An 18326-nucleotide genomic window follows, 5' to 3' on the forward strand; every position below is an offset into this window, starting at 1 on the left:
CACTCGTAGGGCAAATGCTGCCCGAGCCGACCGAAGTCGCACGGTAGCTGGGCTTCCAGGAGATAGTTGAGGTGAGCGGATAACACGGCGCCGCAAAGTTAACACTGCGGCTCACGGTTTACAACCGCTTCTGCGCTAACAATGAAAAATGCCGTTCAGCCTTAACTGAACGGCATTACGCCCGTGCGGGGCTTTTTCGTTTCGGAGGCTGGGTACGGCTACCAGCGGTCAAGGGCGATTCATCCAATCACGCCTAAGCCGTGCTTGCTGATGACCTGCAATAATCGTGCGGCCATCCCGCTTGGCTTCTTGTCGCCACGTTCCCACTGCTGGACCGTGGAGGTGCTGGTGTTCAGGTACACCGCGAAGACACTCTGGCTGACATTGAAGGCATTGCGAATTCGAGAGATGTCTTCTGCGCCGTAATCCGGTGCCTTCTCGATGCAAGTCGCGTCGAAATCCTTCATCGTTTTCTTGTCGATGATGCCGGCGTCATGCAGGCCGCTTGCGGCACTGTGAATTGCCTCGAAGGCATCGCTTTTGAAACGGGTCTTAGCCATTGCAAATCTCCACAAATTCTCTTGACCTGATCATGCGCTCGACGTCGGCATGCTTCATGGTGTTGTAGGCCGAGGCCAGCTTCCTGAATGCCTTGAGTTCTGCGTCATCGATGTTTTCCCGGTCCTTCTTCGCGAAAAGAAACACAAAGATCCAGAAATTTCCGATCTTGTTGAGCACGATTCCTCGCTTCTGGTTTCGGTCGAGGCGCTTTTTCCAGACGTTGCCGCCGAGATCGTCGCCTTGTCCTGCCATCAGCGCTTTCGCGGCCCGGCAGAGTTCCTCGTCATCGATGTCCTTGTCGGCTGCTGCCTTGCTGAACCACTTCGTCTTGAAGACCCGCTGAAAGAGTGCTGTCATTTTTCTTGGTGGAAGTCAGATGCGCAAACCATAGCACTGAGTGCTATATCGCGCAATAAGACGGCGCTCAACAATCGGCCGCTTGTGTGCGTCAGCGCAACAGACGAATTGCCGCATAATCCACGCTGTACTCCGAACGCCCTCCGCAGATTGTCATGCCCACGTCTTCCAAGCCCACGACCCGGCCCGCTACCGCTTCCCGCGCCAGGTCGGCCACGCAGCCCACTGGCGAGACCACGGCCACGCGGCAGTCGATGGACGACGGGGTGCGTCCTCCGCTGCAGTCGCGCAGCGAGCAGAGCCTGGCGAAGATGGTGGCGGCCTGCCGCGCGCTGGCAGAGGAGCGCGGCAATCTCGACGATATTTCCCTGAACGAGGTCGTCACGGCGGCAAAGTCGTCGATTGGCGCGTTCTACGGCCGCTTCAAGGACAAGGAAGCGTTGCTTGGCTATGTGCTGGAAGTGGCGCTGCGCGAGGCGGAGGGCGTCATGCAGCGGTCGATCGCGGATGAGCCCGTCTGGCAGGCGGGGCCCGCGCAGAAGATCGTCGAGCGCATCGTCGGCAACTATGTCAGCCAGTTCAGGCTGAACCGTGGGTTGTTCCGGGGGTTCCTGCGGCACTACTCCGCGCGCGATTCGCGCGACAATCCGATGCGCGAAGCCAATCGCCGGACATACGCACTGGTGGTGCCCTCGCTGGCAGCGCAGCTTGGCGACAGGGATCAGGACACCGCGATCTTCGAAGTCCGCGCCGCGCTCCAGTTCATGGTGGGAACGCTCGCCAACATCCTGCTCAACGACCCAGGCCCCCTGCACCTGGACGACGACGCACTGGAGCCTCATCTGCATCGCATGATGATCCGCTACCTCGGGTTGCCGGAAGCCGCCGCGCCGGTCGAGCGCCGCCGCAAGCGCTGATCGTCAGGCACCAGGCACCGGGGCGCTCCTCCAGCGAAACCCTATTAGTGTTTGCCCTCTGCTGTCTGAACCGAAAAATAGCACTACCGTTCGTATTCCGGCCGGCTGGCATGTGCCGTCCCGCACGCACACTGTGGTGCGTGTGCGCGTACGCAAGGAGATCACGAGCATGGCAGAAATGCTGACATCGTCACGAGGCAGCGCGGTTCCGCAAGAGGCTGCGGACAGCGATCAGTCCCACGTCTACCAGCCGCGCAAGGCCTGGGCAATCGCCATCTGGCTCACGGCATTCTCGGCGATCAACTTTCTCGACAAGGTCGTGCTGGGCATGCTTGCCGTGCCGATCATGGAGGATTTCCACCTGACGCCCACGCGGTTCGGTGTGATTGCCGGCAGCTTCTTCTGGCTGTTCTCGCTGTCGGCCATCGTGGTCGGCTTCATTGGCAACCGCGTGGCCACGCGATGGATCCTGCTTGGCATGGCATTCGTCTGGTCGGTGGTTCAGCTTCCAGTGGCCTACGCCACCAAGGCATGGGTACTGCTGGCTTCGCGGGTGGCGCTGGGAGCCGGAGAGGGGCCCAGCTTCCCGGTCTCGGCGCATGCACTCTACAAGTGGTTCCCGCATGAACGGCGCAACCTGCCGGTGACGCTGATCAACCAGGGCGCGGTCATCGGCCTGCTTCTGGCGGGTCTGCTCGTGCCCTACATTTCGCGGAACTGGGGGTGGCGCAGCAACTTCATCGTGCTGGCGCTGGCATCGGCCGTATGGGGGCTGGGCTGGCTGTGCTTCGGCCGCGAGGGCACGCTGCATGCCGACGCGGGGGGCAAAGCCGGGCTCGATGGCGGAGCCCCACTGCGCGATGCCGTGCCCCGACGCGTGTCCTACCGCAGGCTGCTGAGCGACCCCACGGTGCTGTCGAGTTGCTTCATCGGCTTTGCTGCCTACTGGAGCCTTGCGCTGGTGCTGACGTGGGTGCCTTCGTATCTGGAACAGGGTCTTGGGTTCGACCGCACCGCCGCCGGAAGAGTATTCGCGCTGCAGGTGGCGTGCGGCATTCCCATCAGCATGACGCTGAGCTGGTATTCGCAGCGCATGCTGCAGCGAGGCGCTTCCACGCGCGCGGCGCGAGCCGTATTCGGCTGCGTTTGCGTGGGACTTGGCGGACTGGGCCTGCTGGCGCAGGCGCTTATCCCGATGGAGACTGGCTACAGGATGGCGATGTTGACGATTGCCGCAACGCTGCCGAACATGGTGTTCACGCTCGGGCCGGCCATCCTGGCGGAGATCACTCCCGATGCACAGCGCAGTGGCATCGTCGCGCTCAACGTTGCGGTCTCGACCTTCGCTGGTGCGATCGCGCCGGTAACCATGGGATGGTTCGTGCAGGCGCATGGCAGCGGTGCCCCGTCGCACGGATACGAGCTAGGTTTTGCGGCGGGCGGCGCGGTGATGCTGGCAGGGTGCGTGGTGGCCTGGATATGGCAGCATCCGGAGCGCTCGCAGCGTCGTCTGGCTGGCTAGTGACAAGGAGGGCAGTCCGCGCGTGGCCGGATGCGTAGCAAGCGTAAAAAAAGCCCGGCGGGCATCGGCGCCAGCCGGGCGGGGTTGCGCAAGGCGCTTCAGTGACTGGCGCTACTGGTGCTACTGCCGCTATCTCCAGCCTGCCTGATGGTGTCCGTCACGTGGCGGCGCGCGTCGAACTCCTCCGCCACCTTGTGGTCGTTAGCGAACTGGGCCTCGACATCGACATTGGCGAATTCGATCGCGCCCATGTCGGCGAATGCATCCTGCACGCGCTGGCTCCACAGGCCGATGTCCTTGACCGTCGGCACGATCCGGCTGAACAGGCGCTGGCGGAACAGCCGCATGGTTTCCGATTCGCGCACGGCCTGCGCGCATTCATCTTCGGGCAAGCCCAGGCGGCTCCAGACTTCCTTCTGGTCGAAACGATCGCGCATCAGGTAGCAGGCTTCGATCACGAAATCCTCCCGCTCGCGCCGCTCGGCCTCCGTCACTTGCGGATAGAGCCCGCGCAGCGCAGTGCGTCCGAAGGCAACGTGCCGTGCCTCGTCCTGCATGACGTAGGCGTTGATCGATGCAGCAAGCGGATTCTTCGAGTAGTCGCGAATGCGCTGGAACGCCGCCAGCGCCAGCCCCTCCACCAGCACCTGCATGCCCAGATAGCAGAAGTCCCAGCGCGAATCGCTGAGCGTGGTTTCCAGCAGCGACTTCAGGCCAGCCGTGATCGGATAGAGCAGCCCGACCTTCTCGTGCAGCAGGCGCGAATAGGCCTCTACATGACGTGCCTCATCCATCGTCTGCGTGGCAGCGTAGAACTTTGCGTCCATGCCCGGCACCATCTGCACGATGCGCGCGGAGACCATCAGCGCGCCTTGCTCGCCATGCAGGAACTGCGACAGCGAATGCGCCTGCTGATGGCGGCGTACTTCGATGCGATCGTTGTGGCCCAGCTTGTCCCACAGCTTGGTGCCGTAGATCGGGATCATGCGATCGTCGAGTTCCTGCGGGTTCTCCGGGTCCAGTTCCTGGGACCAGTCGATGCGGTCACTGGCATTCCATTGCTGCTTCTTGCTGGTCTCGTAGAGCTGGAGCAGCTTCGACGAGCCGTCGTCGTACTCCCAGTTGAACTCGGTCGCTACCTGGCTGCCTACGGACCAGCCGGTCTGGACCACAGGCAGTGTGTAACGGTGCATCGATGTCATGACGTCTCCTTTGGCATGCCGTGGGGTTTGGCCGATCATCGTGACCTGCTGTGCCGGAGCCGGGAAGATCGGCCTTGTTCTTGCGGGGGCTTCCGACTATAAACAGAAGAATAATTCTGTTTCTGATTAAAGCAAGGAGCCGATACAGGTTCCCGCAGGTTCCCGGAAAGAGGAGACACGCATGCAGTTTCATTGCCTGAGCGTTGCCGATGTTGTCGTGGAAACCGAAGACGCGCGCTCCTTCGCGCTGGCCATTCCGGAGCCACTGCGCACATCGTTCCATTACCGTGCGGGTCAGCATCTGACGTTCCGGGTAAGCATTGGCGATGAAGTGCTGACACGCAGCTATTCGCTTTCCAGCTCGCCGGAGGCACCGGGGCTGCCGGTGGTGACCGTCAAGCGGATTGCGCAGGGCAGGGTGTCGAACTGGTTTCACTCGCATGTCCGTCCCGGCAGCGTGCTGGAGGTCAGCGAGCCAACCGGTCGATTCGTGTGCGATGACGGGGGCTCGTCGCTGGTGTTCTGTGCCGCAGGCAGCGGCATCACGCCAATCCTGTCGATGATCCGATCCGCGCTGGCAAGTACCGGGCGCTCCATCACGCTGTTCTATGCCAATCGCGATGCCGGGAGTGTGATCTTCAGGGAAGCCATTGCCACCCTGGCGGCTGCGTATCCGCAACGGCTCAAGGTGCTGCTGCATTACGACGACCAGCACGGCATTCCGGATACCAGCGTCCTTGGCGACCTGCTGCGGCGCGCCGCCGATTTCCAGCTCTATCTCTGCGGCCCCGCACCGTTCATGGCCACCGTTCAGCAGGCTGCCTGCGAGGCGGGTGTGCCGGGCGCGCGCGTGCATCTGGAACGATTCGATGCGGCGCCATTGGCTGCTTCCGATGTTGCGCCGGTCACGGGGACGAACAGCGCGTGCGATGCCCAGGTGGTGATGAAGGGCGAGCAGCATGCCGTGCGTGTGGAGGGCGGCCAGTCACTGCTGCAGGCGATGCTGGAAGCGGGGCTGGATGTGCCCTACGCCTGCGAGGAAGGCTACTGCGGGTCCTGCGCGGCGAAGTGTCTCGATGGCGAGGTTGTCCACGCGCACAACGACGTGTTCAGTGCGGACGAGCTTGCCGCCGGATGGATACTTGCCTGCCAGGCGCGCCCGCGCCAGGGCAGCCCGCTGACCATCACCTACGACGTATGAACCCGACGATCCCAACGATCCCCATGCAGACCGTGGAAGGATTGCGCGCACCGCGCCAGGAGCGCAGCGAGGCCTCCCTGCGCGCCATGCTGGCGGCGGGGAGAGGGTTGATCAACGCATCGGGAAGCCTTACGGGTTTCTCGCTGGCCGAGCTGACGCAGGCGGCTTCCACGTCGGTAGGCGCGTTCTACACGCGCTTTCGCGACAAGGAGACGTTCTGCGCGCTGGTGCTCGAAGACATGCTGGCCGAACTCCGGGCCGGACTCGATGCGCAGATGGCGCATGACGATGTCTGGCGCGACGGGCCGGCCGATGCCATCTGCGCACGCATCATTGCGTTCTATGTCGCCACGTTCCGCTCATACGCCGGCCTGTTCGCCGCCTACCTGCGTCATGCCGCAAGCGGCGGGCCGCTGTGGGGGCCGATCCGGGAAGCCAACCAGCGCATTCTCGATGTCATGGTGCCCTGTCTGTCCAGCCGTCTCCGCGTGGAAGGCCGCGACTGGGCTGACGACGAGATCCGCATGGCGATCCGGCTGGTGGTCAGTACGCTGACAAGCATCGCACTGGAAGTGCCGCATGGCATCGGCCTGCAAGACAAGGGGCTCGAACCCCGTCTGGCCGCGCTGCTGCAACGCTATCTGGCCGGGCCGCCGCATGTCGCGGCTCCATGAACCATCGTTGGTCCCACCAAGGAGACACAGAAGATGAAAGCCGCAGTGATGGAACAGGCAGGCGCGCCGCAGGTCATCCATGACGTTGCCATTTCCGAGCCAGGCCCGCACGAGGTGCTGGTGCGAACGGCCGCCGTGGGGCTGTGCCATAGCGATCTTCACATGATCCAGGGCACGTACCCGCTGCCGCTGCCGGCGGTGCTTGGGCACGAGGTGGCGGGCGTGGTGGAGGCGGTTGGGGCGCAGGTATCCGGGCTGAAGGCGGGCGACCACGTTGTCGGGTGCCTGTCGGTCTATTGCGGCCACTGCGCGATATGCGCATCGGGGCGTCAGGTGCTGTGCCAGAACCCGGACGTCAAGCTCCCGCCGGGCAAGGCCAACCGCTTGCGGCTGGCAGGCAATCCACTGAGCCAGGTATTCAATCTTTCCGGCTTTGCCGAACAGATCCTGGTGCACGAGAACGCGCTCGTGAAGATTCGCGACGATATGCCGCTCGATCGCGCGGCACTGCTTGGCTGCGCGGTCATTACCGGCACAGGCGCGGTCTTCCATAGTGCCAAGGTGCCGCCCGGCAGCAGCGTGGTGGTGGTTGGATGCGGTGGCGTTGGGCTATCCGTGATCAACGGCGCGGCGATTGCCGGCGCGGCGCGCATCATCGCAGTGGACATGCTGCCAGCCAAGCTGGAACTGGCGAGCCAGTTCGGGGCTACCCACGTCGTCAATGCAAGTGAAGGGGACCCGGTGGCGCAGGTGATGAAGCTGACTGGCGGCGGCGCGGAATTCGCGTTCGAATGCATTGGCCTCAAGCAGACCGCCGAACAATGCTATGCGATGCTTGCGCCGGGCGGCACGGCGACTGTGATCGGCCTGTTCCGGCCAGACGCGAAGATTGAACTGCCCGCGCTGGATTTCCTGCGCGAAAAGCGCATCCAGGGCTCGTTCATGGGATCGAATCGCCTGAGCCTGGATATTCCGCGGCTGGTCGAGCTGTACATGCAGGGCAAGCTGATGCTCGACGAACTGATCTCGCAGCGGATCTCGCTGGAAGAGATCAACGAGGGCTTTATCGCCATGCAATCGGGAAGCGTGGCGCGTAGTGTGATTACGTTCCCGGGTGTCGGGGGGCAGTAAGCCGGGGAGCTTGGACTAAGCCGCGCCGCGCTGAGATATGACGCGGGATACGGCGCGGCTTCGTCATTTTGGCTGGCTGCTATTGCGCCGTCCAGCCGCCATCCATCGCCCAGGCCGCGCCGCGTACCTGATCGCCGAACGGTGAGCACAGCATCAGCACCAGGTTGCCCAGTTGCTCCGGCGTGACAAACTGCCCTGAAGGCTGCTTGTCCGACAGCAGGCGTGCCTGCGCCGCATCACTCGAAATGCCGTCACGCGTGGCGATGGTGTCGATCTGCGCGGCCACCAGTGGCGTCAGCACAAAGCCGGGGCAAATCGCATTGCACGTCACGCCAGTCGCGGCGGTTTCCAGCGCCGTGACCTTGGTCAGGCCAACCAGGCCATGCTTGGCCGCAACATAGGCGGCCTTGCCGGTCGACGCGACCAACCCATGCACGGAAGCGATATTGACGATACGCCCCCAGTTCTTCGCGCGCATGGCGGGCAGCACGTGGCGGGTGGTGTGGAAGCTGGACGTCAGGTTGATGGCCAGGATGTCGTCCCACTTCTGCGCCGGGAATTCCTCCACAGGCGCCACGTGCTGGATGCCGGCATTGTTGACGAGGATGTCCACGCCGCCAAAGCGCTCGCGCGCCATGGCGATCATCGCTTCGATCTCGTCGGGCTTTCGCATGTCGGCAGCGTGGTGCGCCACTTGCGCGCCAGTGGTCTGGATTGTGGCGAGCGCGGACTCCACGTCGCCAAAGCCGTTCAGCACGATGTTCGCGCCAGCTTCCGCCAGCGTGTGGGCGATACCCAGTCCGATGCCGCTGGTGGAGCCGGTGACCAGTGCGGTCTTGCCTTGCAGATTGACCATGGCGATTCCTTAGACGAGACCAGTCATGTAGAACACGAAGATCACGAAGAACACCGCCATCGTCTTGATCATCGTGATCGCGAAGATGTCGCGATACGATTCCCGGTGCGTCAGTCCGGTGACTGCCAGCAGCGTGATCACCGCGCCGTTGTGCGGCAGCGTATCCATGCCGCCGCTGGCCATCGACACCACGCGGTGCAGCACCTCCAGCGGAATCTGGGCGGCTTGCGCGCCCTGGATGAAGACTTCCGACATCGCGGCCAGCGCAATGCTCATGCCGCCCGATGCCGAGCCGGTGATGCCAGCCAGCGTGCTGACGGACACCGCCGCGTTGACCAGCGGATTGGGAATGCTGCGCAGCGCGTCGCTGACCACCAGGAAACCCGGCAGCGCGGCAATCACGCCGCCGAAGCCGTATTCCGATGCGGTGTTCATCGATGCCAGCAGCGCACCGGACACGGCGCTCTTGGTGCCTTCGGCAAAGCGCGCGCGCACGGCGCCGAACGCCGTCACCAGCACCACCACGATGCCGAGCATCAGTGCGGCTTCCACGGCCCAGATCGCGGTCACGCTGGCGATCTTGGTTTCAACCGGCTTGGCCAGGCCCGGCAGCGACACGCTGTTGGCTTGGCCATACCAGAGCGGAATCATGCGCGTGAGCCAGAAGTTGGACACGCCGACCACGACCAGCGGCAGGATGGCCAGCAGCGGCGGCGGCAGCTTGCCGCCTTCCACGCGCTGCGGTTCGTTCAGCAGGTTGGTGCCGTAGCCCTCGCCGTTCGCGGCGGCTGCACGGCGGCGCCATTCCAGGTACGACAGGCCGACGATGATGATGAACAGCGAACCGGCCACGCCAAGCGCGGGCGCGGCCCACGACGTGGTCTTGAAGAACGTGGTCGGGATGATGTTCTGGATCTGCGGCGTGCCCGGCAGCGAATCCATCGTGAACGAGAACGCGCCCAGCGCGATGGCACCCGGCATCAGGCGCTTCGGAATGTTGCTCTGGCGATAGAGCTCCGCAGCGAACGGGTAGACCGCGAACACCACCACGAACAGCGACACGCCGCCGTAGGTCAGCAGCGCGCAGACCGCGACGATCACGGCATTGGCGCGCGAACGGCCGATATAGCGGATCGCGGCGGCCACGATCGACTCGGAGAAGCCCGAAAGCTCGATGACCTTGCCGAACACCGCGCCAAGCATGAACACGGGGAAGTAGAGCTTGACGAAGCCGACCATCTTCTCCATGAAGATGCCGGAAAACACCGGTGCGACGGCCGACGGGTCGGTCAGCAGTACCGCGCCAAGCGCGGCGAGCGGGGCAAACAGGATCACGCTGTAGCCGCGATAGGCGGCGAACATCAGGAACGCCAGTGCGGCGAGCACGATGATGAAAGACATGAGGTCTCCGATGACTTGTTATTGGATGCCCCTCACAAGTGGCGCAAGGGACGGCTTTCTGGGGGCAGCTTCTTCAGCACATTCCGTGCCCAAGATTAAAAGTTATCTATAAAGCATTTTAAAGTCATTTCGATGACCGTTGTCTCTACTTGGAGACAATCATGCGTCCTTGCGGCGTCCGTAATTCTTGAATGTGAGACACTGCGCGTCTCCGAATCGAGAATCGAGCCATGCACAAGATTGCCGAGCCCGGTGGCGCACTGCTGTTTGACTATGACTACGTAGCGCGGCGCGCCATGGAGTCGCTGTTCCGGACCTTCGAGAACTTCAGCGAGGGGACGTTCGTGGTTGACGAGCACGCACGCGTGGTGTGGATCAACAAGCGGTATGCCGCGCGCTTCGGCTTCAGCAATCCGCAAGATGCGATCGGGCTCGATTGCGAACAGGTCATCCCGAACAGCCTGATGCGCGAGGTGGTGACCACCGGCAAGCCGATCCTGCTGGACATCCTGGAAACGGGCCGCGAGCCGATGATCGTCACGCGCCTGCCGATCAAGGATGACAGCGGCCGGACCATCGGCGGCGTGGGCTTTGCGCTGTTCGACGAACTCAAGGCCCTCACGCCGATCTATGCGCACTACTCGCGCGTGCAGACCGAACTGGCCGCAGCGCGCCGTTCGCTAGACCAGGCGCGCCGCGCCAAGTACACGTTTGCCAGTTTCGTCGGCACCAGTCCGGCGGCGCAGGAGGTCAAGCGCCAGGCGCGCCGCGCGGCACAGGTGGAGTCGCCGGTGCTGCTGCTTGGCGAAACCGGCACCGGGAAGGAACTGCTGGCGCACGGCATTCACGGCGGCTCCGCGCGTGCCGAAAAGCCGCTTGTCACCGTCAACGTCGCGGCGATTCCCGACACGCTGCTGGAAGTGGAGTTCTTCGGCGCCGCGCCAGGCGCCTATACCGGCGTCGATCGCAAGGGCCGCGTCGGAAAGTTCGAACTGGCCGACGGCGGCACGCTGTTCCTCGATGAAGTGGGCGACATGCCGCTTGCCCTGCAGTGCAAACTGCTGCGCGCGCTGCAGGACCGGGAGTTCGAGCCGTTGGGGTCCAACCGGATCGTGCGTGCCGACGTGCGCATCATCGCCGCCACATCGGCCGACTTGCCGGCACTGGTGGCGGCGGGCAGATTCCGGGCCGATCTCTATTACCGGCTCAATGTGCTGACCATCGAACTGCCGCCGCTGCGCGAACGCCTGGGCGATCTGTTGCCGATGACGTATGCCATGGTCGAGGAACTGTGCATCAAGGCGGAGCGTCAGCCGATGGGCCTGCAGGAAGACGCATTGCAGTTGCTCGCCGGTTACGACTGGCCCGGCAATGTGCGCGAACTCCGCAATGTGCTGGAACGTGTGGTGATGCTCTGCGACGAGGATTCGATCGACGCCGCCATGCTGGCGCCGCTGCTCGGTGTGGGGCGCGTTCCTTCGGTTCGCCAGTTTGCGGCGCCGGTGGTGTTGCCCACGACGCAGGCGCTGCCTGCGGCAGCCGGCGAAGAGGCACCCACCGTGCCCGCCGTGTCAGCTGCGCCGACGCAGTGCTATGCCGACGCCATGGCGCAATTTGAAGCGGCTTTCCTGAACCAGGCGCTCGATGCATGCGGCGGCCGCGTGGCGGAAGCCGCCGAGCGCATCGGCATCAGCCGGGCGGCCTTCTACAAGAAGCTTGCCGCCGCGAAGGGGCGGTAGTCGCCAGGCAGTCATTCCGCAGCCGTTGCGTCATTGCTGACAACCGCGCGCGGCCGCTGCGTTCTGTGGACAGGCTGCGCGCCGCAGTGCGCAGGGGCGAGGCATTTCGCTCGGCGCTTGATCTGACGGTGCATCTTCTGCGCGATCAGGTAGATGTGCTCGTGCAGATCGTGCGGGAAACCGGCATCAACGTCGATCAGATCGAAGACCAGCTCCTGTCGCAGCGGCTGCACACGAACCGGGCGGATCTCGGGGCGATGCGTCGCGGCCTGGCGGACCATCCTCACGGTTTCTGGGTGCTTGTGGTACTGGTGGCCACCTTTACGGTGCTGGCTGGCCGCTGGGCATTCCGCAAGCAGGCAGGGTAGTTGTCAGACGCTTCACCGAAGTGCCACACTGGACAGATACGATTCCCGGCTGCAGCCGTACGTCCCCGCGCGGCGTACGTGATGGAGAAATGCCATGGACTACAACGACGAGGCGCTGATCCGGCGCATTCACCGCGAAGTGGCGGATTACTACGACGAGGAACTCGAACTCGAACTTGAGGATCGCGATCCCGAGCTCGTACAGAGCGTTCTTGCGGGCGATATTGGCGGCCCGGGGGACAACAGCGGGCTCGACGGCGATGACATCGAGCGTGCCGAACGCCATCGCTACTTCCGCGAGCTGTTCCGCCTGCAGGGTGAACTCGTCAAGCTGCAGAGCTGGGTGGTGGAAAAGGGCCACAAGGTCGTCATCCTGTTCGAAGGGCGCGATGCGGCAGGCAAGGGCGGTGTGATCAAGCGCATCACGCAGCGGCTGAATCCGCGCGTCTGCCGCGTGGCCGCGCTGCCGGCGCCGAATGATCGCGAGCGCACGCAGTGGTACTTCCAGCGCTACGTTTCACACTTGCCGGCTGCTGGTGAAATGGTGCTGTTCGACCGTAGCTGGTACAACCGCGCCGGTGTCGAACACGTGATGGGTTTCTGCACCGACGAGCAGTACGAGGAGTTCTTCCGCTCGGTGCCGGAGTTCGAACGCATGCTGGTTCGCTCGGGCATCCAGGTCATCAAGTACTGGTTCTCGATCACCGACGATGAGCAGCATATGCGCTTCCTGAGCCGCATCCACGACCCGCTCAAGCAGTGGAAGCTGAGCCCGATGGATCTGGAGTCGCGCCGCCGCTGGGAGGAATACACGCGCGCCAAGGAAATCATGCTGGAGCGCACCCATATTCCCGAGGCGCCCTGGTGGGTGGTGCAGGCCGTAGACAAGAAGCGCGCGCGCCTGAACTGCATCCATCATCTGCTGCAGCAGATGCCTTACGTGGAGCCGCCACTGCCGCCCATCGTGCTGCCCGAGCGGGAGCGCCATGCCGACTATGTGCGGCAGCCTGTGCCATCGAACATGATCGTGCCGGAGATTTACTGACTAGCGGCTGATCTGGGCTGATCCGGGCTGATCTGCAATGCCGGGCGCATGGCGGCCCCGGTGCTCAAAAAGTGCATGATGCGATGCTTTAATCCCCCTCTTGTGGAGGAGGCGATGCATTAAATCCTAAAAGCGCGTGCGTACGCGTCGTTATTCGGGACAACCCCGGGGGGCGGCGCGCGTCTGCGTGACGCGTGACGGTATTACCGGGGACCGTTTTTTCTTTCCTCGGGAGTCCCTTGATGCGTCGAACCACGGCACGCGCTTCCGCGCGCGCACGGCTTTTTCCGGGCTGGACCAGACTGATTGCGATGAGCGCCCTGGCCCTGGCGGCCTGCGGCGGCGGTGGCGATGGTGGTTCTGGCAGCGCCGCGCCCGCGTCCACAACGACAACTACCACCACGAACACTCCAGCCGCGCCTGCCCCGCTGCAGGTCAGTGGCCTGGACCAGGACTGCAGCGGCTGCGGCGCTGCCACAGCAAGCAGTTATGGCGGCGCGGGCACCGGCATCTGGGGCCGTGCCACGAGTGGTAGCGACATGGATGTCCAGTACGCCATCTCCGGCGTTGCCGGCAGGTCGATCTCGCTGATGCTTACCAACCTGTCCAGCGTCTCGCTGGCCATGCCGGCATCCATATCGTCGAACATGGTGGCCGACATGCTCTCGCCCCAGGCCTTGAGCGCCGTGTCCGATTCCGAAGCCACGCAGCGGGCCATCGGCGAATTCAATCGTGCGGGTTGGGTAGACGCCCTGCAACGCGGTGGGTCGGCGCCGATGCTGAGCACCCAGAGCGTTGCAGCCGCGCCGCCTTTGTCTTCGACGGTTGGCATGACAACAGGCGCGACAAAGAGCTGGTATCACTCCGACGGCACCTGGCGCCCTGCGACGATGCACACGCAGATGACGGCCTCGGATGGCGTGAAGATCAACTTCTGGGTGGAGGATGCCGAGTTCAGCGCGGGCCATATCACCCAGGCCATGGTGGACGGCCTGGCGGCCACGTATGCGGGCACCGGCGGCATCTATGACCGGCTCGTCGGCATCGGTGGGCCGGTATGGGGGCCGAACAGCTATGCCAGTTCGCTGCTGCCGGCCGGCCAGCCGGTTGATATCGTCATTCTCAACTTCAATCGCGACAACCATCCGTTTGGCACGATTGGCTATTTCTGGAGCATGCACAACTTCCTCCAGAGTGCTGCGCCGAACAGCAACCAGGCGATCTCGCTCTACGTGGACAGCGAGACGATGTCGCTGGGCGGCACGCCAGGCATGCAATCGATCCGTACGGTCATGGCGCATGAAAGCACGCACATGCAGAACTTCTACCGCCGGCAGGTCAGCATGGGGCCGGCGTACGCCTATGACACGTGGCTGGAAGAAATGACCGCGATGCAGATGGAAGACTTCCAGAGCAACGCCATCGACCCGACGTACAACCCGATCCGCGATGTGCGGCTGCCTGATTTCTATCGCTACAACGACTACAACTGCAACCTGCTGCAGTTCACGGGCTTCGGCGCAACGTGCGAGAGCTATGCCGTGTCGGGCAGCTTCGGCGGCTTCCTGAATCGTCAGCTTGGTCTCGCGTTCTACAAGGACCTGCTCACGCGCACGGCGAGCACATCGAAGGACACGCTCGATCAGGCCATCCGCGCGGCCCAGCCGAGCTGGACGTTCGAGCAGGCGCTGCTGAACTGGAAGGTGACCACGGCCACCGCGATGCCGGCTGCGTCGGCACCGGCAGGCTTCGGTTACCCGAGCCGGACCGATGGCGCCTTCGTGCTGCCGCTGATCGACCTGTCGCTGCCGGGCTATGCGGCGCTGCGCAAGCTGCCGGCGGCCGTGCCATCGTTCCTGCAGGGCTATGGCACGTATGCTGCCGCGCGCAGCGACACCAATGGCGTGTACAGCGACAAGGTGCGTGTGCCGGCTGGCGCGGCGTTGTCGGTGGTGGTGTACTGATCGGCCTGGACCGCCCATTCCCTGATGTGTCCGGGAGTGGGCGGGGCCGGCTCGGCTCCTGATCGCACGCGCTATAGGCGCTACAGCGGTATCCCCGGAAACGCCTCCTCGAACGTTTGCACCACGCCCGTCATTGCGCCGTCATAGCCGGGCAACGCGTTCACGCGTTCCCGGTAGCTGCCGCTCTTCATCACGTTCACCGCACTCATCAGCGCCGGGGTCTGCAGCGCCTTCTTCTCGATCGCGAAGAAGTAGCGTTCCTTCAGTACCGGCACAAACTCCAGGCCGAAGCGGCGCGCTGCCGTTTCCACGCCAAAGCCCACGTCGGCCATGCCGCTGCCGATATAGGCGGCAACCGCCGCGTGCGTGAATTCCCCGTTGTTGAATCCATCGATCCGGCTGCTGTCGATGCCGCGCCGGGCAAGGATGAGGTCCAGCAGCAATCGCGTGCCAGAACCCACCAGCCGATTGACGAAGCGCACGTCGGGACGCACCAGGTCTTCCAGCGTCTGCACATTGAGCGGATTGCCGGGCCGGACAAACAGGCCCTGCGCGCGCGTGGCCAGATGGATCAGGCAATGGGTTTGCGGTTGGAGCCAGCGCGTGAAGCGACGCAGCGTTTCTTCCTCGAACTCGCCGATCGGCACGTGGAAGCCCGCGATGTCGCAGGCGCCCTCCGCCAGCGCCGCTGCGGCCTCCAGGCTGCCGCAGTACTTCAGGTCGTGCCGCACCTTCTGCTCGTCGAGAAAATCGCGCAGCGCGGCCACGGCAAAGCCATGGCTGGCGTGGATGCGCACGGCTGGATCGGATTCGGCCATCAGCTTCTTCAGCTCCATCTCCAGCTCCGACGCCAGGCTGTCCAGCGTTGGTGACAGCCGCGCGGCAATGCGCTTGCTGGCCCATACGAGCTGCTGTGCCAGCGGCGTCAGGGTTGACCCGCGCCCGCGCGTCTTGGCGATCAGTGCGCCGCCGAACAGGGTTTCGGCATCGCGCAGGATTCCCCATGCGTAGCGATATGACAACGCCACCGCCTCGGCCGACTGAGCGATGTTGCCTGTGGCCTCGATATGGCCCAGAAGCGCCACCAGCCTGGAGACATCCAGTGCTGGCGCGGGTGCCGCGGCCGCGTCATCGCGGATCTGCAGATGGGGAAGGATCGAGATGCGGAGCATATGCGAAAAATAGCATATTGAACGGAGCAAATCACGGTCCTATAGTCGCACAAAGCGGCGAAAAAGCACGCTGCGGTGCCCCCAAATATGTAAAAAAAAGCCGATATCGGTGGGGCCTACAAGAAGGTACGGAGACACACATGCCAGATGCCATCCCCACCGGCAGCGAAGCTGCCGACGCCGTTGCCCGCATCGTCGCGGCGCGCCGTGACATGCCCGGCGCACTGTTGCCGATCCTGCACGACATCCAGGACAGCCAGGGTTTCATTCCCGCCGATGCGGTGCCCGTCATCGCCCGCGCGCTCAATCTTTCGCGCGCCGAGGTGCATGGCGTGATCACGTTCTATCACCACTTCCGCGAGCAACCGGCCGGCAGGCACGTGGTGCAGATCTGCCGCGCCGAGGCGTGCCAGTCCGTGGGCGCCGAAGCGCTTGCCGCGCATGCGAGCAAGGCCCTCGGGTGCGATTTCCACGAAACAACCGCCGATGGCCAGTTCACGCTGGAGCCGGTCTACTGCCTTGGCCAGTGCGCCTGTGGCCCGGCAATGACAATCGGCGACCGACTGCACGCGCGCGTCGACTCGCAACGCTTCGACAAGCTGATCGACGCAGTAAGCGAACGTGAGGAGGCCAAGGCATGAGCACGACGATCTTTGTACCGCGTGATTCCACGGCGCTGGCGCTCGGTGCCGACGAAGTGGCGCAGGCCATCGCGAGCGAAGCGCAAAAGCGCGGCGCCGACGTGCACATCGTGCGCAATGGCTCGCGTGGCCTGTTCTGGCTGGAGCCGCTTGTCGAGGTGCAGACCGATGCGGGCCGTGTGGCCTACGGCCCGGTGACGGAGGACGATGTCGCCGCGCTGTTCGATGCCGGCTTCCTGCACGGCGGCGATCACGCGCTGGCCCAGGGCCTCACCGACGAGATTCCGTTCCTGAAGCAGCAGGAGCGGCTGACGTTCGCGCGGGTCGGCATTACCGACCCGTTGTCGCTCGATGACTATATCGCGCACGAAGGCTTTGCAGGCCTGACGCGGGCACTGTCGATGACACCCGTGCAGATCGTGCAGGAAGTGATCGACTCGGGCTTGCGCGGCCGTGGCGGCGCGGCGTTCCCGACCGGCATCAAATGGAAGACCGTGCTCGCGGCGCGCGCCGATATCAAGTACATCGTCTGCAATGCAGACGAGGGCGATTCGGGCACGTTCTCTGACCGCATGGTCATGGAGGACGACCCGTTCATGCTGATCGAAGGCATGACAATCGCGGCTCTGGCCGTTGGCGCCGAACACGGCTACATCTACACGCGTTCCGAGTATCCCCACGCGATTGCCGCGACCGAAGCAGCAATCGAAATCGCCACGCAGGCAGGCTGGCTTGGCGACGATATCCGCGGCAGCGGCCGCAGCTTCCGGCTCGAAGTGCGCAAGGGCGCCGGTGCCTACGTCTGTGGAGAGGAAACCGCGCTGCTGGAAAGCCTGGAAGGCAAGCGCGGCGTGGTGCGCGCCAAGCCGCCGCTGCCTGCGGTGGAGGGGTTGTTCGGCAAGCCAACAGTCATCAACAACGTGATCTCGCTGGCTACCGTGCCGGTCATCCTCGCGCGTGGCGCGAAGTTCTACCAGGACTTCGGCATGGGCCGCTCACGCGGCACGCTGCCGTTCCAGTTGGCAGGCAATATCAGGCACGGCGGCCTCGTGGAAAAGGCTTTCGGTATCACGCTGCGCGAGTTGATGATCGACTATGGCGGCGGCACGCGCAGCGGCCGCGCGATTCGCGCCGTGCAGGTGGGCGGGCCGCTCGGCGCGTACCTGCCCGAGTCACGCTTCGATACGCCGATCGACTATGAAGCGTATGCGGCATTCGGCGCGGTGGTGGGGCATGGCGGCATCGTGGTGTTCGACGAAACCGTGGACATGGCCAAGATGGCGCGCTACGCGATGGAGTTCTGCGCGATCGAGTCCTGCGGCAAGTGCACGCCATGCCGGATTGGGTCGACGCGCGGCGTCGAGGTGATCGACCGCATCATCGCCGGAGACCAGCCGGTGAAGCATGTGGCGCTGGTGCGCGATCTCTGCGACACGATGCTCAATGGATCGCTCTGCGCGATGGGCGGCATGACGCCGTACCCGGTGCTGTCCGCGCTCGATGAATTCCCCGAGGATTTCGGGATTTCGGCGACGCCGGCGAAAGCAGCCTGACCGCATCGCCACACAAATTTGC

16 protein-coding genes and 1 pseudogene are annotated in these 18326 nt (G+C 64.0%); 11 read left to right on the plus strand and 6 right to left on the minus strand.

Annotation, left to right across the window (positions count from 1 at the left end):
* Positions 1–239 precede the first annotated feature (239 nt).
* Together B552_RS0108650 and B552_RS0108655 are read right to left on the minus strand one after the other, a co-directional pair.
* Positions 240–560 carry a DNA-binding transcriptional regulator gene (locus tag B552_RS0108650; protein ID WP_019448608.1) on the minus strand — a complete coding sequence of 107 codons (321 nt, stop codon included), beginning with the start codon at positions 558–560 and terminating at the stop codon, positions 240–242.
* Positions 553–918, minus strand: coding sequence for a type II toxin-antitoxin system RelE/ParE family toxin (locus B552_RS0108655; RefSeq protein ID WP_019448609.1), 366 nt, complete (start codon positions 916–918; stop codon positions 553–555). Before B552_RS0108655 ends, B552_RS0108650 begins: the two co-directional genes overlap by 8 nt.
* A gap of 155 nt (positions 919–1073) precedes the next feature.
* Between B552_RS0108655 and B552_RS0108660 the strand changes: the two genes are divergently transcribed.
* A complete protein-coding gene (locus tag B552_RS0108660) occupies positions 1074–1835 on the plus strand; it encodes a TetR/AcrR family transcriptional regulator (protein ID WP_026035465.1) in 762 nt (253 codons plus the stop codon).
* A gap of 169 nt (positions 1836–2004) precedes the next feature.
* Positions 2005–3357 carry an MFS transporter gene (locus B552_RS0108665; RefSeq protein WP_019448611.1) on the plus strand — a complete coding sequence of 451 codons (1353 nt, stop codon included), beginning with the start codon at positions 2005–2007 and terminating at the stop codon, positions 3355–3357.
* 98 nt (positions 3358–3455) lie between these two features.
* On the opposite strand, the gene B552_RS0108670 is transcribed toward B552_RS0108665, so the two are convergent.
* On the minus strand, positions 3456–4559 hold the full coding sequence (locus B552_RS0108670) for a ferritin-like domain-containing protein (protein ID WP_019448612.1): 1104 nt from the start codon (positions 4557–4559) through the stop codon (positions 3456–3458).
* Positions 4560–4740: 181 nt separating this feature from the next.
* Between B552_RS0108670 and B552_RS0108675 the strand changes: the two genes are divergently transcribed.
* From B552_RS0108675 to B552_RS0108685, 3 genes are read left to right on the plus strand one after another with little or no spacing between them, the layout of a single operon-like run.
* The gene (locus tag B552_RS0108675; RefSeq protein WP_019448613.1) at positions 4741–5760 is read left to right on the plus strand and encodes a ferredoxin--NADP reductase; all 1020 of its coding nucleotides are present in this window, start codon (positions 4741–4743) and stop codon (positions 5758–5760) included.
* Positions 5757–6434 carry a TetR/AcrR family transcriptional regulator gene (locus B552_RS0108680; RefSeq protein WP_019448614.1) on the plus strand — a complete coding sequence of 226 codons (678 nt, stop codon included), beginning with the start codon at positions 5757–5759 and terminating at the stop codon, positions 6432–6434. The genes B552_RS0108675 and B552_RS0108680 overlap by 4 nt, the downstream gene beginning before the upstream one ends.
* 33 nt (positions 6435–6467) lie before the next feature.
* A complete protein-coding gene (locus B552_RS0108685) occupies positions 6468–7565 on the plus strand; it encodes a Zn-dependent alcohol dehydrogenase (protein ID WP_019448615.1) in 1098 nt (365 codons plus the stop codon).
* Positions 7566–7644: 79 nt separating this feature from the next.
* Here B552_RS0108685 and B552_RS0108690 read toward each other — a convergent pair whose 3' ends face one another.
* Together B552_RS0108690 and B552_RS0108695 are read right to left on the minus strand one after the other, a co-directional pair.
* Positions 7645–8421: a 3-hydroxybutyrate dehydrogenase gene (locus B552_RS0108690; RefSeq protein ID WP_019448616.1), complete on the minus strand. Its 777-nt coding sequence runs from the start codon at positions 8419–8421 to the stop codon at positions 7645–7647.
* 9 nt (positions 8422–8430) lie between these two features.
* Complete coding sequence (locus tag B552_RS0108695) at positions 8431–9822, minus strand: GntP family permease (RefSeq protein ID WP_019448617.1); 1392 nt, start codon at positions 9820–9822, stop codon at positions 8431–8433.
* Between the two features lie 230 nt (positions 9823–10052).
* On the opposite strand from B552_RS0108695, the gene B552_RS0108700 reads away from it, so the two are divergent.
* The 4 genes and pseudogenes from B552_RS0108700 (at position 10053) to B552_RS0108715 (ending at position 14938) form a co-directional block, all read left to right on the plus strand.
* Positions 10053–11561 carry a sigma-54-dependent Fis family transcriptional regulator gene (locus tag B552_RS0108700; protein WP_019448618.1) on the plus strand — a complete coding sequence of 503 codons (1509 nt, stop codon included), beginning with the start codon at positions 10053–10055 and terminating at the stop codon, positions 11559–11561.
* A 17-nt stretch (positions 11562–11578) separates the two neighbouring features.
* Positions 11579–11929 (plus strand): annotated as a pseudogene (locus B552_RS0108705) (hypothetical protein); the annotation flags it as partial.
* Between the two features lie 94 nt (positions 11930–12023).
* Positions 12024–12974 (plus strand): polyphosphate kinase 2, encoded by a 951-nt coding sequence (gene ppk2, locus B552_RS0108710; RefSeq protein WP_019448620.1) that lies wholly within the window; start codon positions 12024–12026, stop codon positions 12972–12974.
* 242 nt (positions 12975–13216) lie between these two features.
* A complete protein-coding gene (locus tag B552_RS0108715) occupies positions 13217–14938 on the plus strand; it encodes a hemagglutinin (protein WP_019448621.1) in 1722 nt (573 codons plus the stop codon).
* Positions 14939–15018: 80 nt separating this feature from the next.
* On the opposite strand, the gene B552_RS0108720 is transcribed toward B552_RS0108715, so the two are convergent.
* Positions 15019–16110 carry a substrate-binding domain-containing protein gene (locus B552_RS0108720; RefSeq protein WP_019448622.1) on the minus strand — a complete coding sequence of 364 codons (1092 nt, stop codon included), beginning with the start codon at positions 16108–16110 and terminating at the stop codon, positions 15019–15021.
* 140 nt (positions 16111–16250) lie between these two features.
* Between B552_RS0108720 and B552_RS0108725 the strand changes: the two genes are divergently transcribed.
* A complete protein-coding gene (locus B552_RS0108725; RefSeq protein ID WP_019448623.1) occupies positions 16251–16751 on the plus strand; it encodes a formate dehydrogenase subunit gamma in 501 nt (166 codons plus the stop codon).
* A complete protein-coding gene (locus B552_RS0108730; protein ID WP_019448624.1) occupies positions 16748–18304 on the plus strand; it encodes a formate dehydrogenase beta subunit in 1557 nt (518 codons plus the stop codon). The genes B552_RS0108725 and B552_RS0108730 overlap by 4 nt, the downstream gene beginning before the upstream one ends.
* Positions 18305–18326 lie beyond the last annotated feature (22 nt).

This window comes from Cupriavidus sp. BIS7, from assembly GCF_000292345.1.
In the GTDB taxonomy this organism is placed as follows: domain Bacteria; phylum Pseudomonadota; class Gammaproteobacteria; order Burkholderiales; family Burkholderiaceae; genus Cupriavidus.